This window comes from Brevundimonas sp. SORGH_AS_0993 (genome assembly GCF_030818545.1).
Classification (GTDB): domain Bacteria; phylum Pseudomonadota; class Alphaproteobacteria; order Caulobacterales; family Caulobacteraceae; genus Brevundimonas.
Map to the genome: position 1 here is coordinate 934,444 of NZ_JAUTAH010000001.1, position 19,240 is coordinate 953,683.

17 protein-coding genes are annotated in these 19,240 nt (G+C 68.3%); 7 read left to right on the top strand and 10 right to left on the bottom strand.

The annotated features are described in order from the left end of the window. Positions 1 to 22: 22 nt before the first annotated feature. The gene (locus QE389_RS04630) at positions 23 to 1,891 is read right to left on the bottom strand and encodes a ferrous iron transporter B (RefSeq protein WP_307364916.1); all 1,869 of its coding nucleotides are present in this window, start codon (positions 1,889 to 1,891) and stop codon (positions 23 to 25) included. After that, complete coding sequence (locus tag QE389_RS04635; RefSeq protein WP_307364917.1) at positions 1,891 to 2,172, bottom strand: FeoA domain-containing protein; 282 nt, start codon at positions 2,170 to 2,172, stop codon at positions 1,891 to 1,893. Before QE389_RS04635 ends, QE389_RS04630 begins: the two co-directional genes overlap by 1 nt. A 152-nt stretch (positions 2,173 to 2,324) precedes the next feature. Between QE389_RS04635 and QE389_RS04640 the strand changes: the two genes are divergently transcribed. Further along, positions 2,325 to 2,852, top strand: coding sequence for a cytochrome c family protein (locus QE389_RS04640; protein WP_307364918.1), 528 nt, complete (start codon positions 2,325 to 2,327; stop codon positions 2,850 to 2,852). 4 nt (positions 2,853 to 2,856) lie between these two features. Here QE389_RS04640 and QE389_RS04645 read toward each other — a convergent pair whose 3' ends face one another. From QE389_RS04645 to QE389_RS04660, 4 genes are all read right to left on the bottom strand, one after another. Then, positions 2,857 to 6,078, bottom strand: coding sequence for an efflux RND transporter permease subunit (locus QE389_RS04645; protein WP_307368918.1), 3,222 nt, complete (start codon positions 6,076 to 6,078; stop codon positions 2,857 to 2,859). Beyond that, positions 6,078 to 7,190, bottom strand: a complete 1,113-nt coding sequence (locus QE389_RS04650; RefSeq protein ID WP_307364919.1) for an efflux RND transporter periplasmic adaptor subunit — start codon at positions 7,188 to 7,190, stop codon at positions 6,078 to 6,080. Before QE389_RS04650 ends, QE389_RS04645 begins: the two co-directional genes overlap by 1 nt. Positions 7,191 to 7,310: 120 nt before the next feature. Continuing rightward, complete coding sequence (locus tag QE389_RS04655; protein WP_307368921.1) at positions 7,311 to 8,129, bottom strand: outer membrane beta-barrel protein; 819 nt, start codon at positions 8,127 to 8,129, stop codon at positions 7,311 to 7,313. After that, entirely contained in the window at positions 8,075 to 8,839 is a 765-nt protein-coding gene (locus tag QE389_RS04660; protein ID WP_307364921.1) for a class II aldolase/adducin family protein, read from the bottom strand. Before QE389_RS04660 ends, QE389_RS04655 begins: the two co-directional genes overlap by 55 nt. A gap of 176 nt (positions 8,840 to 9,015) precedes the next feature. On the opposite strand from QE389_RS04660, the gene QE389_RS04665 reads away from it, so the two are divergent. The 3 genes from QE389_RS04665 to QE389_RS04675 all read left to right on the top strand — a co-directional run bounded on the left by QE389_RS04665 (position 9,016) and on the right by QE389_RS04675 (position 11,496). Beyond that, positions 9,016 to 10,140: a DUF2336 domain-containing protein gene (locus QE389_RS04665; protein ID WP_307364922.1), complete on the top strand. Its 1,125-nt coding sequence runs from the start codon at positions 9,016 to 9,018 to the stop codon at positions 10,138 to 10,140. Between the two features lie 31 nt (positions 10,141 to 10,171). Continuing rightward, positions 10,172 to 10,957 carry an NAD kinase gene (locus QE389_RS04670; protein ID WP_307364923.1) on the top strand — a complete coding sequence of 262 codons (786 nt, stop codon included), beginning with the start codon at positions 10,172 to 10,174 and terminating at the stop codon, positions 10,955 to 10,957. A gap of 62 nt (positions 10,958 to 11,019) precedes the next feature. Continuing rightward, positions 11,020 to 11,496: an Hpt domain-containing protein gene (locus tag QE389_RS04675; RefSeq protein ID WP_307364924.1), complete on the top strand. Its 477-nt coding sequence runs from the start codon at positions 11,020 to 11,022 to the stop codon at positions 11,494 to 11,496. Between the two features lie 53 nt (positions 11,497 to 11,549). Here QE389_RS04675 and QE389_RS04680 read toward each other — a convergent pair whose 3' ends face one another. Beyond that, positions 11,550 to 12,689: a DUF2336 domain-containing protein gene (locus QE389_RS04680; protein ID WP_307364925.1), complete on the bottom strand. Its 1,140-nt coding sequence runs from the start codon at positions 12,687 to 12,689 to the stop codon at positions 11,550 to 11,552. Positions 12,690 to 12,773: 84 nt separating this feature from the next. Then, entirely contained in the window at positions 12,774 to 13,568 is a 795-nt protein-coding gene (locus tag QE389_RS04685) for a transglycosylase SLT domain-containing protein (protein WP_307364926.1), read from the bottom strand. A gap of 171 nt (positions 13,569 to 13,739) precedes the next feature. On the opposite strand from QE389_RS04685, the gene QE389_RS04690 reads away from it, so the two are divergent. Then, complete coding sequence (locus QE389_RS04690) at positions 13,740 to 14,474, top strand: TonB family protein (RefSeq protein ID WP_307364928.1); 735 nt, start codon at positions 13,740 to 13,742, stop codon at positions 14,472 to 14,474. On the opposite strand, the gene QE389_RS04695 is transcribed toward QE389_RS04690, so the two are convergent. Beyond that, a complete protein-coding gene (locus QE389_RS04695; protein ID WP_307364930.1) occupies positions 14,471 to 15,487 on the bottom strand; it encodes an FAD-binding oxidoreductase in 1,017 nt (338 codons plus the stop codon). The genes QE389_RS04690 and QE389_RS04695 overlap by 4 nt on opposite strands. A 60-nt stretch (positions 15,488 to 15,547) precedes the next feature. Beyond that, the gene (locus tag QE389_RS04700; protein ID WP_307364932.1) at positions 15,548 to 17,395 is read right to left on the bottom strand and encodes a phosphoenolpyruvate carboxykinase (GTP); all 1,848 of its coding nucleotides are present in this window, start codon (positions 17,393 to 17,395) and stop codon (positions 15,548 to 15,550) included. Positions 17,396 to 17,592: 197 nt separating this feature from the next. Here QE389_RS04700 and QE389_RS04705 point away from each other — a divergent pair, with 197 nt between their 5' ends. Then, complete coding sequence (locus QE389_RS04705) at positions 17,593 to 18,231, top strand: DUF938 domain-containing protein (RefSeq protein WP_307364935.1); 639 nt, start codon at positions 17,593 to 17,595, stop codon at positions 18,229 to 18,231. A 42-nt stretch (positions 18,232 to 18,273) separates the two neighbouring features. Beyond that, positions 18,274 to 19,047, top strand: a complete 774-nt coding sequence (locus QE389_RS04710) for a pseudouridine synthase (protein WP_307364937.1) — start codon at positions 18,274 to 18,276, stop codon at positions 19,045 to 19,047. Positions 19,048 to 19,240 lie beyond the last annotated feature (193 nt).

The following is a 19,240-nucleotide window of genomic DNA, read 5'->3' on the forward strand; positions in this document are numbered from 1 at the left end:
GCCAGCCGCGAGGACGTCTGGCTTAGCCTCCGCCCAGCGCCACGGCTATATGATAGGTCACGAAGGACGCCAGATAGGCCAAGCCGAACATGTAGCCGATCATGGTCCAGGTCCAACGCAACGAGTTGGTCTCGCGCCGCACCACGCCCAGGGTCGCCACGCACTGGGGCGCGAAGATGTACCAGGCCAGGAAGGACAGGGCCGTCGCCAACGACCAGTGCTGGGCCAATGTCGAGGCCAGAAGGCCCGTCGCATTTTCCGCATCCGCAATGGCGTAAGTGGTGCCCAGGGCCGCCACGGCGACCTCGCGCGCCGCCATGCCGGGGATCAGGGCGATCACCATCTGCCAGTTGAAGCCGATGGGGGCGAAGATCGGCTCAAGCGCCCGCCCGATCATGCCCGCGAACGAATAGTCGATGGCCGGCAGGGTCGCGTTCTGGGGCGGATAGGGGAAGGTCGCCAACACCCACAGGATGACCACGGCGGGCAGGATGATTCGCCCCGCCCGGTTCAGGAAGATCTTGGCCCGGAGCCACAGGTTGAAGCCGACGCTCTTGGGATCGGGAACCTTGTAGGTCGGAAGCTCCATCATGAAAGGCTCCACCGCGCCGCGCCAGAACACCTTGCGGATCACCAGCGACACGGCCAGGGCGGACAGAATGCCGGCGGCGTAGAGGCCGAACATCACCAGCCCCTGCAGATTGGCGAAGCCCCACACTCGCTCGTTCGGAATGAAGGCCGCAATGATCAGCGTATAGACCGGGATACGCGCCGAGCAGGTCATCAACGGCGCGACCAGAATGGTGGTCATGCGGTCGCGCTTGGAATCGATCACCCGGGCCGCCATCACGCCGGGGATGGCGCAGGCGAAGCTGGACAACAGGGGAATGAAGGCGCGGCCGTGCAGCCCCGCCCCGCCCATGATCCTGTCCATCAGGAAGGCCGCGCGGGCCATGTAGCCGAAGTCTTCCAGGGCGATGATGAACAGGAACAGGATCAAAATCTGCGGCAGGAAGACCAGCACGCTGCCGACCCCGGATATGACCCCGTCCACGATCAGGCTTCGCAGCAAGCCGTCAGGCAAGACCGTGGCGACGAATGCGCCCAGCCAGGCGATGCCCCCCTCGATACCGTCCATCAGCGGCTTGGCCCAGGTGAAGACGGCCTGGAACATGACGAACAGCAGCGCCAGCAGGATCAGCAGACCGCCGACCGGGTGCAGCAGGACGGAATCGATCTTGCCGGTCAGGGTGTCGGGCCGTTCTGGCGGCCGGACGCAGGCCCTCATGATCCGCTCGGCCTCGCGCGCGGCGCTTCGCAGTTCGGCGGCGTCGGGCGTATGCCAGCGGTTTTCACCCAGCGCGGCGGCGTCGGCCTGGGTCTCGACAGCGGCGATCAGCTCGTCGATCCCGCGCTTGCGCGTGGCGACCGTGGTGATGATCGGCACGCCCAGTTCGGCGCGCAGCCGCTCCAGATCGATCCGCAGACCCTGACGCTGGGCGATGTCGTACATATTCAGCGCCAGAACCATCGGCCGCCCCACAGCCTTCAGCTCCAGGATCAACCGCAGCACCAGCCGCAGATTGGTGGCGTCGGCGACGCAGACCACCACGTCCGGCGGCGTCTCTCCGGCCAGCCGACCCAGCACGGCGTCGCGCGTCACCTCCTCGTCCGGGCTGCGCGCGCGCAGGGAATAGGTGCCGGGCAGGTCCAGCACCGACATCGTGCGGCCCGGGGCGCTGCGGATCAGCCCTTCCTTCCGCTCCACCGTCACGCCGGCGTAGTTGGCGACCTTCTGGTGCGCGCCGGTCAGGGCGTTGAACAGGGCGGTCTTGCCGCTGTTCGGATTGCCGACCAGGGCGACGCGGGCGGCTTTCAGAACAACATCCATCAGGCGACGCCCCGCTCGTCGGCGTCCAGCCTGATCGTCAGGCTGGCGGCTTCGTGGCGACGCAGGGCCACGCGCATATCGTCCACCTTCAGGGCGATGGGATCGCGCCCGAACAATCCTTCGTGCAGCAGTTCGACCTGGGCGCCTTCGACGAAACCCAGCTCCAGCAGACGACGCTCCAGCTCCACGGCCTCGCCTTGGTGATGACAGTGGGCGCCCACCTGGACGATGACGCCGCGATCGCCGCGTCGGGCCTGGCTCAGCTTTATGGTGTCGGTCAAAGTCTACGCTCGCACGGGCGAGGCCGCTCCCCGGCGGCTCCGCGTTTCATTGACAGTGATTATCAGGTGCGCGCCCCCCGCGTCCAGCGGGACAGCTTGACCAATTGCCGCGCGGTCGCATTGCGCTATCAGACGCCGAACAGGAGCCCTTCATGTCCCGCTTCGCCCTCGCCGCCCCGCTTCTTCTGGCCCCGATCGTGGCCCTTTCGGCCTGTGGTCAGGACGCGCCGTCTCCCACGGCGCCGGCCAAGCCCGCGCGCGTGCTGACCGACACAGAAAAGGCCAGCCTGCTGGCCGCCCTGCCGGCCCCCTACAACGCCGGCGATCTGAACAACGGACGCCGCGCCTTCGCGCGCTGCCGGTCGTGCCACACCGTCGGCGAGGGTGGCGCGGACATGGCCGGGCCGAACCTGCATGGCGTGTTCGGGCGAAAGGCGGGCGATCGGCCGCGCTACAACTATTCCAACGCCCTCAGGACCGCCGACTTCGTGTGGGACGCCGAGCGGCTGGATCACTGGCTGCAAAGCCCGCGCACCTTCCTGCCGGGCAACAAGATGACCTTCCCCGGCCTGCCGGACGCCAAGGATCGCCGCGACGTCATCGCCTTCCTGAAGGTGGAGACCGGCTATCAGCCCCCGGTCCCGACGCCGGCCAAGGACCTGGCCCAGCCCGCCTCCTGATCCGTCAGGCTTCCGAGATCGGCTTTTCGCCGCCCTCGCGGATTTCCTGGGCTTCCCATTCCTCGATCTTGCGGGCGGTCCATTCCGGCGACTTGGTGAAGCGCGCCAGAACGCCATAGATCACCGGCACCACGAACAGGGTCAGGACGGTGGCGAAGATGGCGCCGGTGAAGATGACCACCCCGATCGTCTGACGGCTGCCCGCCCCCGCCCCATGCCATAGCACCAGGGGCAAGGCGCCGAAGGCCGTGGCGATGGAGGTCATGATGATGGGCCGCAGACGCAGCGACGACGACTCGATGATCGCCTCCCGGATCGACCGGCCCTGGTCGCGCAGCTGGTTGGCGAACTCCACGATCAGAATGCCGTTCTTGGCCGCCACCCCGATCAGGATGATCAGGCCGATCTGGCTGTAGATGTTCAGGCTGGACCCGGCCATCAGCAGGCCGAACAGCCCCCCGGCCGCCGCCAGCGGCACGGTCAGCATGATGACGGCGGGGGTGATCCAGCTTTCGAACTGGGCCGCCAGCACCAGGAAGACCAGGAGCAACGCCAGGCCGAAGGCGGCGAACACCGCCCCGCCCGCCTCCTGCTGGTCGCGCGCGGCGCCGCCCCACTGGACGATCACGCCGCCCTGGGGCTGTTTCGCCGCCTCGGCCCGCAGAAACTGCACTGCGTCGTCGATGGTCGTGCCGGGGTTCAGGTCGGCCTGCAGCGAGATGGACCGCTGGCGGTCCAGACGCCGCCGGTCCGGCGTATCGCCGCTGGTCTTGGTCGTGACGACCGCAGACAGCGGCACCAGCTGGCCCGCGCCGGTGGCGACATACAGGGCTTCCAGGTCCGCCACCTCGCGCCGGTTCTGGCGATCCGTCTGCAGGATGACATCGTACTCCTGCCCGCCCTTGATGTAGGTGGTGGCGCGGCGGGAACCGAACATGGTCTCCAGCGTGCGGCCGATGGACTGGGACGAGACGCCCAGGGCCGCCGCCTTCTGCGGATCGACATCGACCAGCAGGCGGGGCGCGTTCGGCTCATAGTTCAGGCGCGGCCGCGAGAAGCCGGGATTGGCCTGGGCCGCCGCCAGCAGCGGCTGAAGCCAGTTGTAGATCTGCTGATAGTCCGTACCCGTGGCGATCAGTTCGATCGAGTTGGAATTGCCGCCGCCGCGCTGGAAGGCGCCGGGCGTCGAGGCGTTGACCTGGGCGCCGGTCTGGCTGCGCAGCTTGCCGTTCACCTCCTGGGCGATCTCGGCGGCCGACCGCTCGCGCTTCGACCAGTCCGCCAGGGTCAGGACCGCATTGCCGGAGTTGTAGCTGCCCCCGCCGAAGCCGGGCGCGGAAACCAGATAGCTGTCCGCCTCCCCATTGGCCTTGTACTCGGCCAGCAGGGGCTCCAGCCCCATCATGATGTTGCGGGTGTAGTCGTAGCCCGCGCCCTCCGGACCGGCGACGCGGATCTGGACCCGGCCGCGATCCTCGTCGGGCACCAGTTCGTTGGGCAGCAGCATGAAGATGCCGCCCGCCCCCGCCGCGACCAGGGCGATCAGGGCGCCGACGCCGATCACCGCGATGCGCCGCCCCAGCAGCACGTCCAGCGATCGGGCGTAGGAGGTCTTCAACCGATCCATGGCCCAATCGACCCGGCGCGCGACCCAGCCGCCGCCCTCGGCCGGACGCAAAATTTTGGACGCCAGCATCGGCGACAGGCTCAGCGCCAGGAAGGCCGAAAAGGCCACGGCGGCGGCGATGGCGGCCGCCAACTCCACGAACAGCCGCCCGACATAGCCCGGCAGGAACAACAGGGGCGCGAAAACCGACAACAGCACGATGGTCGTCGCCACGACGGCGAAGAAGACCTGGCGTGCGCCACGCTCGGCCGCGACCAGGGGCGGCTCTCCATGGTCCAGGCGGCGCTGGATGTTCTCGACCACCACGATGGCGTCGTCCACCACCAGGCCGATGGCCAGCACCAGGGCCAGCAGCGTCAGAAGATTCAGCGAAAAACCCAGCGGCGCCAGGACGATGAAGGTCGCCAGGATGCAGATCGGCGCGACGATGGACGGGATCAGCGCCGCCCGCAGGCTGCCCAGGAAGATGAAGTTCACCAAGGCCACCAGGGCCATGGAAATGCCGATGGTGATCCACACCTCGTCGATGGCGTGGGAGGTGAAGACCGAATTGTCCGATCCGATCTCCAGCGTCACGCCGGGCGGCAGGCTGGGCCTTATCTCTTCGATCATCTTGCGAACGCCGTCGGAGATGGCCAGGTCGTTCGACTGGGCCTGGCGCGTCACCGCCAGGCCGATCTGATCCAGGCCGTTGCCCCGGAACAGGCGACGCGCCTCCTCCGGCGCCTCCTCGACGCGCGCGATGTCGCCCAGTCGCGTCACATAGTTGGGCTGACCCTGGATGATGGCCGAGGCGCCGCCGACGGTTCCTCCGGCCGACGCCGCCGTGCTTGCGGTCTGGACGGTGGAAGCCGCGCCGCGCGTGCCGATGGGCAGCTGTCGGAAGTCCTCCGGCCGCGCATAGGTGCGCGCCACCCGAACCGTATAATCCTTGTCGGTCGATTCCAGCGAGCCGGCGGGCAGTTCGACGTTCTGGTTGGTCAAGGCCGTCTCGACGTCCGTGACCGTCAGGCCGCGCGCCGCCATGGCCGCCGGATCCAGCCAGATGCGCATGGAATAGCGCTGCTCGCCGTAGATATTGACCTGGGCCACGCCCGGCACGGTCGCCAGCCGGTCCACCAGATACCGATCGGCGTAGTCGGTCAGTTGCAGCCGGTTCATCGTGGTCGAACGCAGGAAGACGATGATGATGGGTTGGCTGTCGGAATCGGCCTTGGCCACCTCGGGCGGATCGGCCTGATCCGGCAGGCGGCCGACTACGCGGCTGACCCGGTCGCGCACGTCGTTGGCGGCGTCGTCGATGTTGCGGTCCAGCGAGAACTCAATGTTCACGTTCGACCGGCCGTCCCGGCTGGTCGAGTTGATCCGCTCGACGCCTTGGATGCCTGCGATCTGCTGCTCGATAGGCTCGGTGATGCGGCTCTCGATCACCTCGGCGGAGGCGCCGGCGTAGGTGGTGTTGACCGAAACGATGGGCGGATCGACGTCCGGCAACTCGCGCACCGGCAGGAAGAAGAAGGCGGCCGCGCCGATCACGCACAGCACGATGGCCGCGACGGCCGCAAAGACCGGCCGCCGGACCGAAACATCGGACAACATCATTGGGCGGGACCTGCACGGCCCTGACGACCGCCCTTGGCGCCCGCCACCGTCACCGGCGCGCCAGGCTGAATACGGTTCAGGCCCGAGCCCACGATATGTTCGCCCACCTCGATCCCGGACAGGATTTCGACAAAGCCGTTCTCCACCGCGCCGGTCTCGACCTCGACCCTCTGGGCGGTCGTGCCGTTCTGGCCGGGCGCGATGCGATAGACGAAGGCGCCCGCGCCTTCATACTGGACGGCGGCCTCGGGCACGGCCGGCGCCTGGCGCTGCCCCTGCTGAACCGCAACGCGCAACAGCATTCCGGGACGGATGCGGCCCCCGGGGTTGGGGAATTCGGCGCGGGCGGTGGCCGCGCGGGTCGTCTCGTTCACCCGGGTGTCTATCCGGGCGATGCGGCCTTGAAAGGGCTCCTGCCCATAGGCGTCGGCCGTGGCCGTGATCAGCGCGCCGGGCCTCAGCACATTCAAGTATCGCTCGGGCAGGGGAAAATCGACGCGCACCGACGAGACGTCGTCCAGGGTCGCAATGACCGCGCCGGGGTTGATCAGGGTGCCCGGTGTTATGGTGGTCAGACCCAGGGTGCCGTTGAAGGGCGCGCGGATCACGCGATCGCCGCGTCGCGCCTGCGCCGCCTCCAGGCCCGCCCGCGCCGTCTCCAGGGTCGTCTCGGCCTGTTCCAACAGCACGCGCGGCGCCACGCCGCGATCCGCCAGGGTCTTGTAGCGGTCATATTCACGCTGGGCCTGGGCGACATTGGCGCGGGCCTGAATGATGTCGGCGTCTTCCTCGCGCGCCTGAAGCTCCACCAGGGGCGCGCCGGCCGTCACGGTCTGCCCGTCCGAGAACAGCACCCGCGTGACCAGTTCCGTCGTGGAGGACGTGATATTCACTGACTTGAGCCCGCGTGCCACACCCAGCACCCGAATCTGGTCCGAGAACTGGCGCTGGCCCACTACGACCTGCGACACTTCCTGGCCGCCCCGACGGCCGCCTCCGGGCGGGCCGGCTGTCTTTTCGTCCTTGAACGCGATCTTCAGAACGGCGGCTAACACCATCAGCGCCAACAGAACACCGGCGGCGATGATGAAAAAGTGGCGTTTGATCACGCGGAGTCTCTCGATCAGGGGGACGCCGCACGCATAGCGCCTAACGCCGCGCGCGCAACCTTATCGTCCTCCAACGCGCGAAAACGGATAGTCCGTCGCCGCCCGATTCAAAATCGTCGTTCAAAAACGTCGCCACACGGCCAAAACCGCGCCCCCCGCGACGGGCGTTTCACGGCCTGCGATGGTTTGTCGCCACCCGGCCTGAGCGCTCCAGGCCCCGAAGTCGCGAACAAGCGAGGTCTCCACCGACAGCCAGCGCGCGCCGCCGTCCGCCGCCCCGCCAAAGGCCTGGCCCAACACCATCCAGTCTCCGTTGAAACGCGCGCCGACCGTCGCATCCAACCGCGTCTCGTCCGGCAGGCCGTCGCGAAAGCGCCGCGCCGCCTGAACCTCCATGAACGGCCGCCCCAGACCCAGTTGTCGCCCCGCCTCGCTGAAATCTCGACCGGCGGAGGCGCGCACCTCCCAGTCATGCTCGCCGACACCAGGCGCCGCATAGCCGGCGTTCCGCCCCTGACCGCCGTTGGCGTAGCCGCCGTACAGGCTGACGGCGACGCGATCGTCGCGCCAGACCCGCCAGACGGCGCCGACTTCTATCGGCCCTCGCCCCTGATAATCGACGAAGGCGTCTTCGCCGTCCTGCCAGTCGGCCTTCAACTGCAGGCTCAGTCGATCCGTGACGCCGTATTCGGCGAACAGGCCCAGGGCCGAGTCCCGCCGTTCCGCCGGCAGGGGCCGGCGTTCCCCCTGGGGGGCGAACCCCTCCGTGGCGCGCAGAGTCTCATATTTGACGATGACCTGGCCCTGCCCCTTCGGCTGGGTCCAGGCGCCCGCCCAGGCCGGGCCGGCGGAGGCGGCGACGGCGAACGCCGCGCCGGCCGCCGTCAGGCGTCGTAGCCGGGCGACTTCCGATCCAGCTGACGCAGGGCGCCCGGCCAGGCCAGGGCCGAGATGAAGCCGATGCCCCGCCCCTGCTCCTTGGTTTCCGCCTGTGCCTCGTCCGGCGCGATCAGCACGTTCGGCGCGCCGGCCGACAGGGCCGCCACCTGTTGGGCGCAGGCCCGCTCCAGGAAAAAGATGCCGATCCATGCCTGCGCCGCCGTCTCCCCGACCGCCAGCGTACCGTGATTTCTCAACAGCATGAGCGGCTTGTCCCCCAGGTCGGCGACCAGACGTTCGCGTTCGTCATGGTTCAGGGCCAACCCTTCATACCCATGATACGCAACCTGGTGCTGCAGTAAACAGGCGTTCTGGCTGATGGGCAGCAACCCATCCCTCTGAGCCGCCACGCCCACCCCGTTCACCGTGTGCAGGTGAATGACGAACTTGGCGTCGTCACGCGCCGCATGGACCGCCGAATGGATGGTGAACCCCGCCGGATTGATGAAGTTCGTCGTCTCCTGGACGATGTTTCCGTCCAGATCGACCTTCACCAGGGACGAGGCCGTGATCTCGTCGAAATAGAAGCCGTAAGGGTTGATCAGGAAATGATGGTCCGGGCCCGGCACACGCGCCGAAATATGGGTGAAGATCATGTCGTCCCACCCCTGCAGCGCGACCAAGCGATAGAGCGCCGCCAGTTCGACGCGCACCGCCCACTCGGCGTCGGACACTCGGGACTTCAAAGAGGGACTTGTTCCGTCGGCCATAGATTTCCTCCTGCCTCTAACGGGCTCTAGCCCCGAACGTCCCTCCTCGGCGTTTCACCGTCAAGGCATGACGTCGCCGCAGCCGCGGCATTCCCACGCCCATTCAGGTTTGGTTAACTGCGTATTTACACCCAGTCCCCATGGTGAAGATGTTCGATCTCGCCTTAGGAGACGTCGTGTCCGCTGTCGTTCAGATGAGGCCACAGGCCCAACCCGAGGCTGACTCCGCGACTGCCGTTCTCGTCGAGCTCACCCGCAAGCGATCCCCCGATGATCGCCAGCGCCTGCTGATGGGCGTGGCGGCTCTTTGCGAATCGACCGCAGGCAATCGGGCGGCTCCGGCGCTGGGCCAGATCTTCGTGGCCTTGGCGGCCCAGGCCGAACGCGAGATCCGCCTGACCCTGTCCGAGCGCCTGGCCGAAGCGGCCTGGGCGCCGCCCGCGCTGATCAATATGCTCGCGCTGGACGAAATCGAGATCGCGCGCCCCGTCATCACCTCCAGTCCGGTCTTGCAGGACGCCGATCTAATGCGGCTTCTGATCGAGGCCACGCTGGAACATCAGATCGCCGTGGCGCGGCGTCCTGGCCTCTCGCGGCGCGTCGCCGACGCCATCGTCGAACGGGGCGAGTCCGTCACCATGACGGCCCTGGCCTCCAACCGCACCGCCGACATCAGCGAAGCGGCCTTGACCCGTTTGATCGAACAGTCTCGACGTCTGGCGGGGTTGCGCGCGCCGCTGACCCGCCACCCCCGTCTGAACGAGGCCCTGGCGCGGGAACTGTATCAATGGGTCGGCCAGGCTCTCCGCCAGTCGATCGGCGAGCGGTTCAAGATCGACGACGCCCTGCTGGACACCGCCGTGAAGGACGCCGGCGATCAGGCGGTCCGCAGCGGCGGTTGGCGCGCCGTGCCCATATCGCCCCGCGAAGACGGCGACCGCCGCGACATGGAGGCTCGCCTGGTCGAGAAGCTGAAGACCGCCGGCCAACTGCGGCCCGGTCTCCTGATCCGGGCCCTGCGCGAGCATCGTCTGGCCCTGTTCGAACAGACCCTGGCCGGCCTGGGCGGGTTCACCGAAGCCCACACCCATGCCGCTGTGCGCGCGCCGACGGCCGAACCCCTCTATCTGGCCTGTATCGCCGTGGGCGTGGATCGGGCGGTTTTCCCGTCCTTGCTGGTGGAGTTGCGCAAGCTGACCGGCGGCTATCCGGGAGACGGCGGCTGGACCGCCAGCACCCTGAACCCGCCGGCGGCGGCGCGCGCCTTCCTTCACATAATGGAAAAGTCCGCAGAGGTTTGACTCCGAGGCCAAGCTCGGCTCACGTCCACCCGTGTCCCAGCAGTCCCCCGCCCCTGCCCCCGCCCTGGCCTTCGTCGCCAGCGACCGTCCTGAAGCGCAGTTCGCCCGCGCGGCCCTGGCCGCACGGTACGGCGCCGTGCCCGAGGCCGACGCCGACGTCATCGTGGCCTTGGGCGGGGACGGCCAGATGCTGGAGACCCTGCACGCCAATCTGCGCCGCCGCACGCCCGTCTATGGAATGAACCGCGGCTCGGTCGGCTTCCTGATGAACGACTACGACGAGGAAGACCTTCTGGAACGCATCGCCACGGCCGAACGCACCGTCATCCACCCGCTTCAGATGGACGCCTGGACCGAAACCGGCGAGGTGCAAACCGGCCTGGCCATCAACGAGGTCTCCCTGCTGCGCCAGACGCGCCAGAGCGCCAAGCTGAAGATCACGGTGGATGGCCGCATGCGGCTGGACGAACTGTCCTGCGACGGCTGTTTGGTGGCGACGCCGGCCGGATCGACGGCCTACAATCTGTCGGCCCATGGCCCGATCATTCCGCTCGACGCCCATATCCTGGCCCTGACGCCGATCAGCGCCTTCCGCCCACGACGCTGGCGCGGCGCGCTTCTGTCCCATCAGGCGCGGGTGCGTTTCGACGTTCTGGAGCCCGACAAACGGCCCGTTTCCGCGACCGCCGACAATTTCGAGGTTCGTCGCGTCGCCGCCGTCGAGGTGCGCGAACGCCGCGACATCGCCCTGACCATGCTGTTCGACGCCGGCCGAACATTCGGCGAGCGCGTGATGGCCGAGCAATTCGCCAACTGAGCGAGTCACCGCTTCTTAACAGCGGCACCCTTATCGTCGATGCAAACTCAGTGGAGCCCGCGATGAGCGACCCGGCGCAATTCATCCGTCCCCCGAACACGCTTCGCGCCAAGGTCGGCGGCGGCCTCGGCATCAATGCCGACGCCATCGCCAAGGCTGAAGAGGCTTTGAAGGCCATGTCCGCCCAGTTCAGCCAGTGGCTGGCCGACGAGATCGTCAAGCTGGACAAGGCACAGGCCGACATACGCGAACAGGGCTACACCCCCGCCACCGCCGAGGCCCTGTATTTTCGCGCTCACGACCTGAAGGGCCTGGGCACAACCTACGAATACCCCCTCGTGACCCGGATCGCCGGCTCGCTGTGCCGCCTGCTGGACGATGTCGAGGCGCGCATGGCGGCGCCGGTGGTGATCCTGGACGCCCACATCGACGCCATCCGCGCCGTGGTGCGCGACCAGATCAAGACGGACGAACATCCGACAGGCCGCGCCCTGGCCGAAACCCTGGAAGCTCGTGTCGCCGAACATCGACGCGGCTGACGGATTCAGCCTCAACGCACCAAGACCCGCCGATCCGGCGGGTCTTTTCATCGTCAGGCGGCGTTGGCGGCCGCCAACGAACTGTGACTGGGCTGGTCCAGCCGTTCCATCAGATAGGCCAGATCGTCGCGCTGAACATTGGGGCGCTGGGTCAGGAACCGTTCCAGCATCTGCTGGCGGAACGTCTCGGGCGACGCCGCCCCGCCCTCGACCGTCAGGGCGCGCCAGGTGTCCACGCCCGCGCGGAAAGCCGCGAACAGACGCGGCGGCAGGCCCGCACGATCATAAATGGCCTTCAACCCCAGGGGCCCCGCATCGTGCACCATCAGCCAGGCGCGCTGATGCGGCGTCTGGGCCAGTTCGGCCAGCCCGTGCTCGAACAGCGCCATATGCCCACGGGCCAGGGCTCGCAGCAACAGAGAGGCGGTCAGCGCCTTGCGCTGGTTCAACTGCGCCATGAACATCGACAGATCGGCGCTGGCGGCCGCCTGGTCGACCAGGTCCACCGTCGCCCGTTCCCGCGCATGCTGGGCCAGACGGATCGCCGTTTCCGGCGCGACGGCATGACGGCTGATCAGATGCTCGCGCACCGCCTCGCTGGCCAGTGCGATCAATTGCTCGGTGACGTGCAGCGGCAGAACCTGGCGATAGGCGACGGCGGTTAACACCTCGGGCGTCTCGGCGAAACGCTCCACCACCACGCCCAGCGCCTCTTCCGACAGATCGGCGTTGTCGTTGGCGGCCAGGGCGCGAACCGCGGGCGCGCAGCCCTCCTTGGCCAGGACAGTTGCGACGTCGCGCGGCACGCGGGCGCGGCTGGCCACGGCCGTCTGCCGCACGGCCGATCCGGCGCGCACGATCTCGATCAGGTCGTCGTCGCTGAACGCCGGCGACGAAAGGATGACCGGCAGGGCGATGCTGTCCAGATCGCCCGCCAGCTTGCGCGCTACGTCGTGGGGAATGAGGGGCGACGCCTTGAGCGTCACAGCCATGGCCCGGCGCACCATCTCGGCCGCGTCCTGGGCCAGCAGGCGAACGATCTTCTGAGCGGCGGCGCGTTCGGCCTCGTCCAGTTCGGCCCGGTCCATGTTGCGGCACAGCTTGTAGGCCGCCTCGGCCCGCTCATCCTCGTCCGTCGCCTTGATCAGGCGTCGGATATCCATTTCGGTCAGTCGGGCGCGATAGGCGGTCATTAGCGGCTCAACAGGGAATCGAACGTGACCCTGACGATGAGCCTGCCATGCTTAACACCCGGTTTACCATCGACGCCCGAAGGGTCAGGTCGTTTCTTTTCCATCGGGCGAAAAGACGCCGCCGAAGCCGCCGCCGGACCCGTCCTGACCCAGCAACAGCGCCAGCAGGCCCTGATCCTGCTTCAACCGATCTAGCCGGGCCGCCAGCATCTGATCCCGTTCGCTGAGAGACGGCGGCGACAGCCGGCTGTCGATGGCGCCGGACGCCGGCGCGCCCTCCCCGGCCGTGCGTTGCAAATTGGCGTGCAATTCCGCGACCGTGGCCGCCCGTCCTTCGCGGTAGAAGATGGTCCGGTTCGCCCGCGCCGCCTCGGGAAAAAGCGACGCCGCGCTCGCGCCCGGATAGCGGTCCATCGCCTCCATCAGATTGGCCGCGCCGGCCGGCCCCAGGAAGTGGGCGGCGTACAGGTCGCCGGCGCCCGGCTCCTTGCCCGTCCGGCCCCGCAGATAGGCCGCGTTCGACGCCGTCAACTCCGCCGCCATGGTCGAAGCCGCTTGGGGGTCAAAGCGCAAATCCAGGACCACGTTGCGCGCCGAACCGTCGACGCGCCAGCGCCCGTCGGACCCGCGCCGGATCAGATCGGCGTACTGACCATAGCCGTGCTGGGCGCCATGCTTCTTGACCGTGCCCAGCCAAGTCTGTTCGACGAACTGGAACAGGCCCGCCGCCGACGAGGTGGGCGCCTTGGCCGACGGATTCAGCGCGCTTTCGCGGCGCGCCGTCTTCATCAGGAAGTCGAAATCGACGCCCACGGCGTGCGAGGCGCGCCGGATGGCCGCCTCTACCCCGCCTGACGATGGAATCGGACCCACGCTCATGACAGGTCGAGGGTCGCTGAACGTGGTTAATCAATCCCTAATTCTTAACGCAGAAATTAACGACTTGCTGTGGAAGAACGCTCGCAGACGCCGCCGCAAAGCCGCCACAACCTGGGCGCTCACTACCGTTCAGGGCGCTGCCGGGGGGCGGTGAACGAGGGAAGTGCAGACATGATGATCCGTGCCGCCGGCGGCCCTGGCGCCGTCAATCCCATCGACTACGGGGAACGCCGCAAACCCATCCCGCGCTGGCTGTGGGCCGCCATCGGCGTCTCCGCCCTGGCCCATGTGGCCGCGGGCGTGGCGCTCTATAATCAAAGGTTCGAGTTGAACGCGCCGGACGCGCCGCACGTGGACGGCCCGCCCGTCGATGTGACCATGTTCCGGCGGCCCGAGCCGAAGCCGCTTCCGTCCACCGTGACCCCGGCGCCGCCGACGCCCATTCACAAACCGCTCCTGACCGTGCCGACCACCCTGCCGACCGTGCCGGTCGCGCCGCCGGAAGACGGCGTCGTCACCGCCCTGCCCGGCCAGGTCGTGGTCAGCACAGCGCCAGCCGGCGTCGAGGGCGGCAAGGCGACGATCGAGGCCCCGCCTCGGCCCGTCTCGGTCATCAACAATCCGACCTGGGCCAGTCGCCCCTCGGCCGCGCAGATGGCGCGCGCCTATCCGATCCGGGCGGCCGAGAACGGCGTGTCGGGTTCGGCCAGCCTGTCGTGCACCGTGCGGGTCGATGGCGGCCTGGCCGGCTGCCGCGTCACTGGCGAGACGCCGAGCGGACAAGGCTTCGGCCGAGCCGCGCAGAGCCTGTCGCGCGACTTCCGCATGAACCCTCGCACCGTGGACGGCCGCCCGGTGGACGGGGCGACGGTCAACTTCACCGTCCGCTTCGCCATGGAGGGCTAGAAACGTCGGGGATCGAGGGCGCGGGCGTCCGGCGACGGCGTCCGCCCCTCGATCCAGTCCGCCACCGCCGATCCGACCAACGGTCCCAGCAGCCAACCGTTGCGACGCGGCGCCAGGGCCAGGAACAGCCGCTCGCCGTCGGGCGCCGGACCCGCCAGCGGCAGGCCGTCGGCCGTCGCGCCCCGCACCCCCGCACGCCAATCGACCTCCAGCGGCTGCGGCGACCGCCCCAGCACCCGCCAGGCCGCCTCCAGCAGACGCCGGCCGGTTTGCGTATCCGGCGCCGTATCGCGCCGTCCCGGCTCCATCGTGGCCCCGACCACGGCCCCCGAGCCCATCGGCGCGACATAGGCGCCGGGACCGCGCTTCACCTGGTCGGTCAGAGCCGCGCGCGCCACCCCGATCTGTCCCCGAATCGGCTGAATGGCGTCGATCTGCGCGCGCGTGGCCGGCGGCAGTCCTTCGAACGCCGGCGCCGCGCCCGTCGCCACGACCAGGCCCGACGCCGCGATCCATCGCTCGCCGACCCTCAGCCGCCAGGCCCCTGCTGCCCCCGCCTCGACCTCTGCGGCTTCACCCGCGATCAACGCCTCGCCCAGAGCCGCCTTTAGAGCCGCCATCGCCTGACCCGGTTCGACCTGCCAGTCGTCCGTCGTGATCACGCGGTCGCCGTCCCGCGTCAGGTCGAACCCCAGGGCCGCCAGCCGCGCGCCGATCCGATCCGCCTCCCCGCCCCGCCATTCCGCCGGTCGTCGCATCAGAACGATGCCGGATTCCCGGGCGAAGGCCGGCCACAGATCACGCCCGTCCTTCAGCAGCCGCGCCTGATCCGGCGACAGGTCGTCGATGGCCGATTCCATCGCCGGGGCGATCATGCCGGCCGCGACGACCGAGGCGTTCGGCCTGCCCGGATCGACCAGGCGCACCGCATGGCCTCGCTGCTTCAGCGCGAAGGCGGTGCAAAGCCCCAGCACACCGGCGCCGACGATCATAATGGGAGGAGAAGACGTCACGGACCGTCTGATCGACCCGCGACGCCCGGATTGCAAGACGTCGAAAACGCCTGGGTCCGCCTATTCGGCGGCGATGACCGCGGCCCGGCGGCGGTCCAGACGTTCGGTCAGGGCCGTGTGCTGATCCCATAGCGCCCGGGGCAGACGATCCCCGAACCGAGCGTAGAATTCCGGGATCAGCGCGGCCTCTTCGCGCCAGACCGCGTCGTCCACATCCAGCAGGATCGACAACTGCGTCTCCGACAGGTCCAGCCCGTCGAGATTCAGCGCCGACGCCGTCGGCACACGGCCGACCGGCGTGTCCACCGCTTCGGACTCGCCGTCGATCCGCTCGGCGATCCATTTCAGAACGCGGACGTTGTCGCCGAATCCGGGCCAGACGAACGTCCCGTCCCGATCTTTCCTGAACCAGTTGACGAAGAAGATACGCGGCAGTTTCGCGGCGTCGCGCCCCTGCCCCATCTTCAGCCAGTGGGCGAAATAATCGCCCATGTTGTAGCCGCAGAAGGGCAGCATGGCGAACGGGTCGCGGCGCAGTTCGCCGACCTTGTTCTCGGCCGCCGCCGTGCCTTCCGACGCCACGGTCGAGCCCATGAAGACCCCATGCTCCCAGTCGAACGCTTCCGTCACCAGCGGCACCGCGCTGGCCCGGCGTCCGCCGAACAGGATGGCGTCGATGGGCACGCCTTTCGGGTCTTCCCACTCCGGCGCGATGGCCGGGCACTGGCGGGCGGGCGAGGCGAAACGCGCGTTCGCATGGGCCGCCGGTTCGCCCGACGCCGGATCGTGCGGCTGGCCCTTCCAATTGGTCAGACCCTCGGGCGCGGTCTTGGTCATCCCCTCCCACCACACGTCCCCGTCGGCGGTCAGGGCGGTGTTGGTGAAGATGGTGTTGGTCGCCAGGGTCTCCAGCGCATTGTGATTTGTGTCGCGGCTGGTGCCGGGCGCCACGCCGAAGAAGCCCGCCTCCGGATTCACGGCGTACAGCCGCCCGTCCTCGCCAAAGCGCATCCAGGCGATGTCGTCGCCGATGGTTTCCGCCTTCCAGCCCGGCAGGCTGGGTTGCAACATGGCCAGATTGGTCTTGCCGCAGGCGCTCGGGAAGGCGGCGGCGACATATTTGGCCCGGCCTTTCGGATCCGTCAGTTTCAGGATCAGCATATGCTCGGCCAGCCAGCCCTCGTCCCTGGCCATGACCGAGGCGATCCGCAGCGCGTAGCATTTCTTGCCCAACAGGGCGTTGCCGCCATAGCCCGAGCCGTAGGACCAGATTTCGCGCGTCTCGGGGAAATGCACGATCCATTTGTCGTCGTTGCAGGGCCAGGCCACGTCCGCCTGACCGTCAGCCAACGGCGCGCCCAGGGTGTGGACAGCCGGCACGAACACGCCCCTGTCGCCCAACTGATCCAGCGCCGGCTTGCCCATCCGGGTCATCACCCCCATCGACAGGGCGACATAGCCGCTATCGGTGATCTCGACGCCCAGAGCGCTGATCTCGGACCCCAGCGGTCCCATGCAGAAGGGCGCGACATACATGGTCCGGCCGGCCATGCAGCCGTCGAACAGCCCCGCCAGACGCTCGCGCATCTCGATCGGATCGGCCCAGTTGTTGGTCGGTCCGGCGTCCGCCTCGTCCTCGGAACAGATGAAGGTCCGGCTTTCGACCCGCGCCACGTCGCGCGGGTCCGACGCCGCATAATAGCAGCCGGGCCGCTTGGTCTGGTCCAATTCCTTCAGCGTGCCCTTGGCCAAGAGATCGGCGACGATGGCCTGTTTCTCGGCCTCCGATCCGTCGCACCAGTGGACGCGGGCCGGACGGGTCAGGGCGGCGATCTGCTCGACCCATTCGATCAATCCGGCATGGGCGGTGGGCGCCGGACGCAATCCGGGCGTGGTGGAAATGGACAAGGGCGTCTCCTGAGCGAAACAGGACCCGCCGATCTGACGCCGCCGTGGCCCGACAAAACGATCACGCAATGTTACAGCCGGTCATGCGCCTGTCCTTGCGGCGCGTCAAACCGCGCATGACGGCGCCGCGCCCACGGGACGATGCGGCAAAAGATTGCGAGTGCCTGTGTTCGCATCGCCCGCTAGAAACACAGCCTATGCAGACCCTTGATTCCCTCGACGCCCTGCCCGACGGCGCCCTGTCTTCGCCGGCTGCGGCGCGCAACAGCGCAGCCATACTGGAGGTTCTGCGCGCCCATCTGCCGGCGCGCGGCGCGGTGCTGGAGATCGCCGCCGGATCGGGCCAGCACGCCGTCGCCTTCGCCGCGGCCCTGCCTGACGTCGACTGGACGCCCAGCGACCCCAGCGCCGAGGCCCGCGCCAGCATCGCCGCCTGGACCCGACACGCCGGATCGCCCAATCTTCGGCCGCCGCTGGTGCTGGACGCAACGGATGAGGCGACCTGGCCCGACCCTCGCTTCGACGCCGTCTTCTGCGCCAACATGATCCACATCAGTCCCTGGGCCGCGACCGAGGGTCTGATGCGTCTGGCGGGCCGAACCCTGCGCCACCCTGGCGGTCTTCTGGCGCTCTACGGCCCGTTCCTTGAAGCGGACCAGCCTCTGGCCCCGTCAAACGCCGCCTTCGGCGCCAGCCTGAAGGACCGCGACCCCGCCTGGGGACTGCGCGACCGCGACGCCGTCACGACCCTGGCCCGCACCCACGGCCTGATCCTGACGCGGCGCGTCGCCATGCCGGCCAACAATCTTATGCTGCTGTTCCGCCGCGAAGCCTGAGCCCGCCTTGCTCCGGGTCCACGCCCGCCCTAGACAGCCGCCATGCCCTTCACCCGCACCTATGACGGCGACGCGCCCGTTCGCATCAACAAATGGCTGGGCCAGACGGGCGTTTGTTCGCGCCGCGAGGCCGAAGAGCTGATCGCCGACGGCCTGGTCTCCATCGACGGCGCGGTCGTGCGCGACGCGGGCCGAAAGATCGAGCCGGGCCAGACCCTGACCCTGAACGACACGGCCCAGGCGGCGCTTGCGTCGGGCGTGACCATCGTTCTTCACAAGCCGGTCGGCTATGTTTCAGGCCAGCCAGAGCCGGGTAAGGTTCCCGCCGTCCGCCTCCTGAAATCCGCCAACCAGGTCGGAGACGGTGAAACGCCCGCCCGAGACGCCTCCCTGCCCCCCATCGGCCGCCTGGACGAGGATTCGCGCGGCCTCTTGCTGCTGTCCTCGGACGGCGTGGTCGCCAAGGCCGTGATCGGCCCCCAGTCCGAACTGGACAAGGAGTATGTCGTCGTCGTCGAAGGCGCGGTGACGGAGGCCAAGCTGAGCCGCCTGCGTCACGGGCTGTCGCTGAACGACAAGCCGCTGAAACCCGCGCGCGTCACCCAGATCGCGCCCCAGCAGCTTCGCTTCATCCTTACCGAGGGCAAATACCGCCAGATCCGGCGGATGTGCGAACTGGTCGCTCTGGAGGTCGTGGATCTTCACCGCATCCGTATCGGCCCCCTGCTGTTGAGCGACCTGCCCGAGGGCCGCTGGCGTCACCTGACCGACCGGGAACGCGACGCGCTTATCGCCGCTTCTACGGCCTCTGCCTGACGCCTAGTTCAATCGACTTTCTTGGATAGTCGTCGCGTTTCCTCATTCCGAGGCTGAGCGGAGCGAAGAACCCGAAACCCAGGAGGCGCGCTTCAATCTCCACCTGCACATAGCCGCGCACCTGCGGCCCTGGGTTGCGGGTTCGTCCTTTGGACGCTCCGGAATGACGTTATCCGGCTGAATGTCGTTTGGC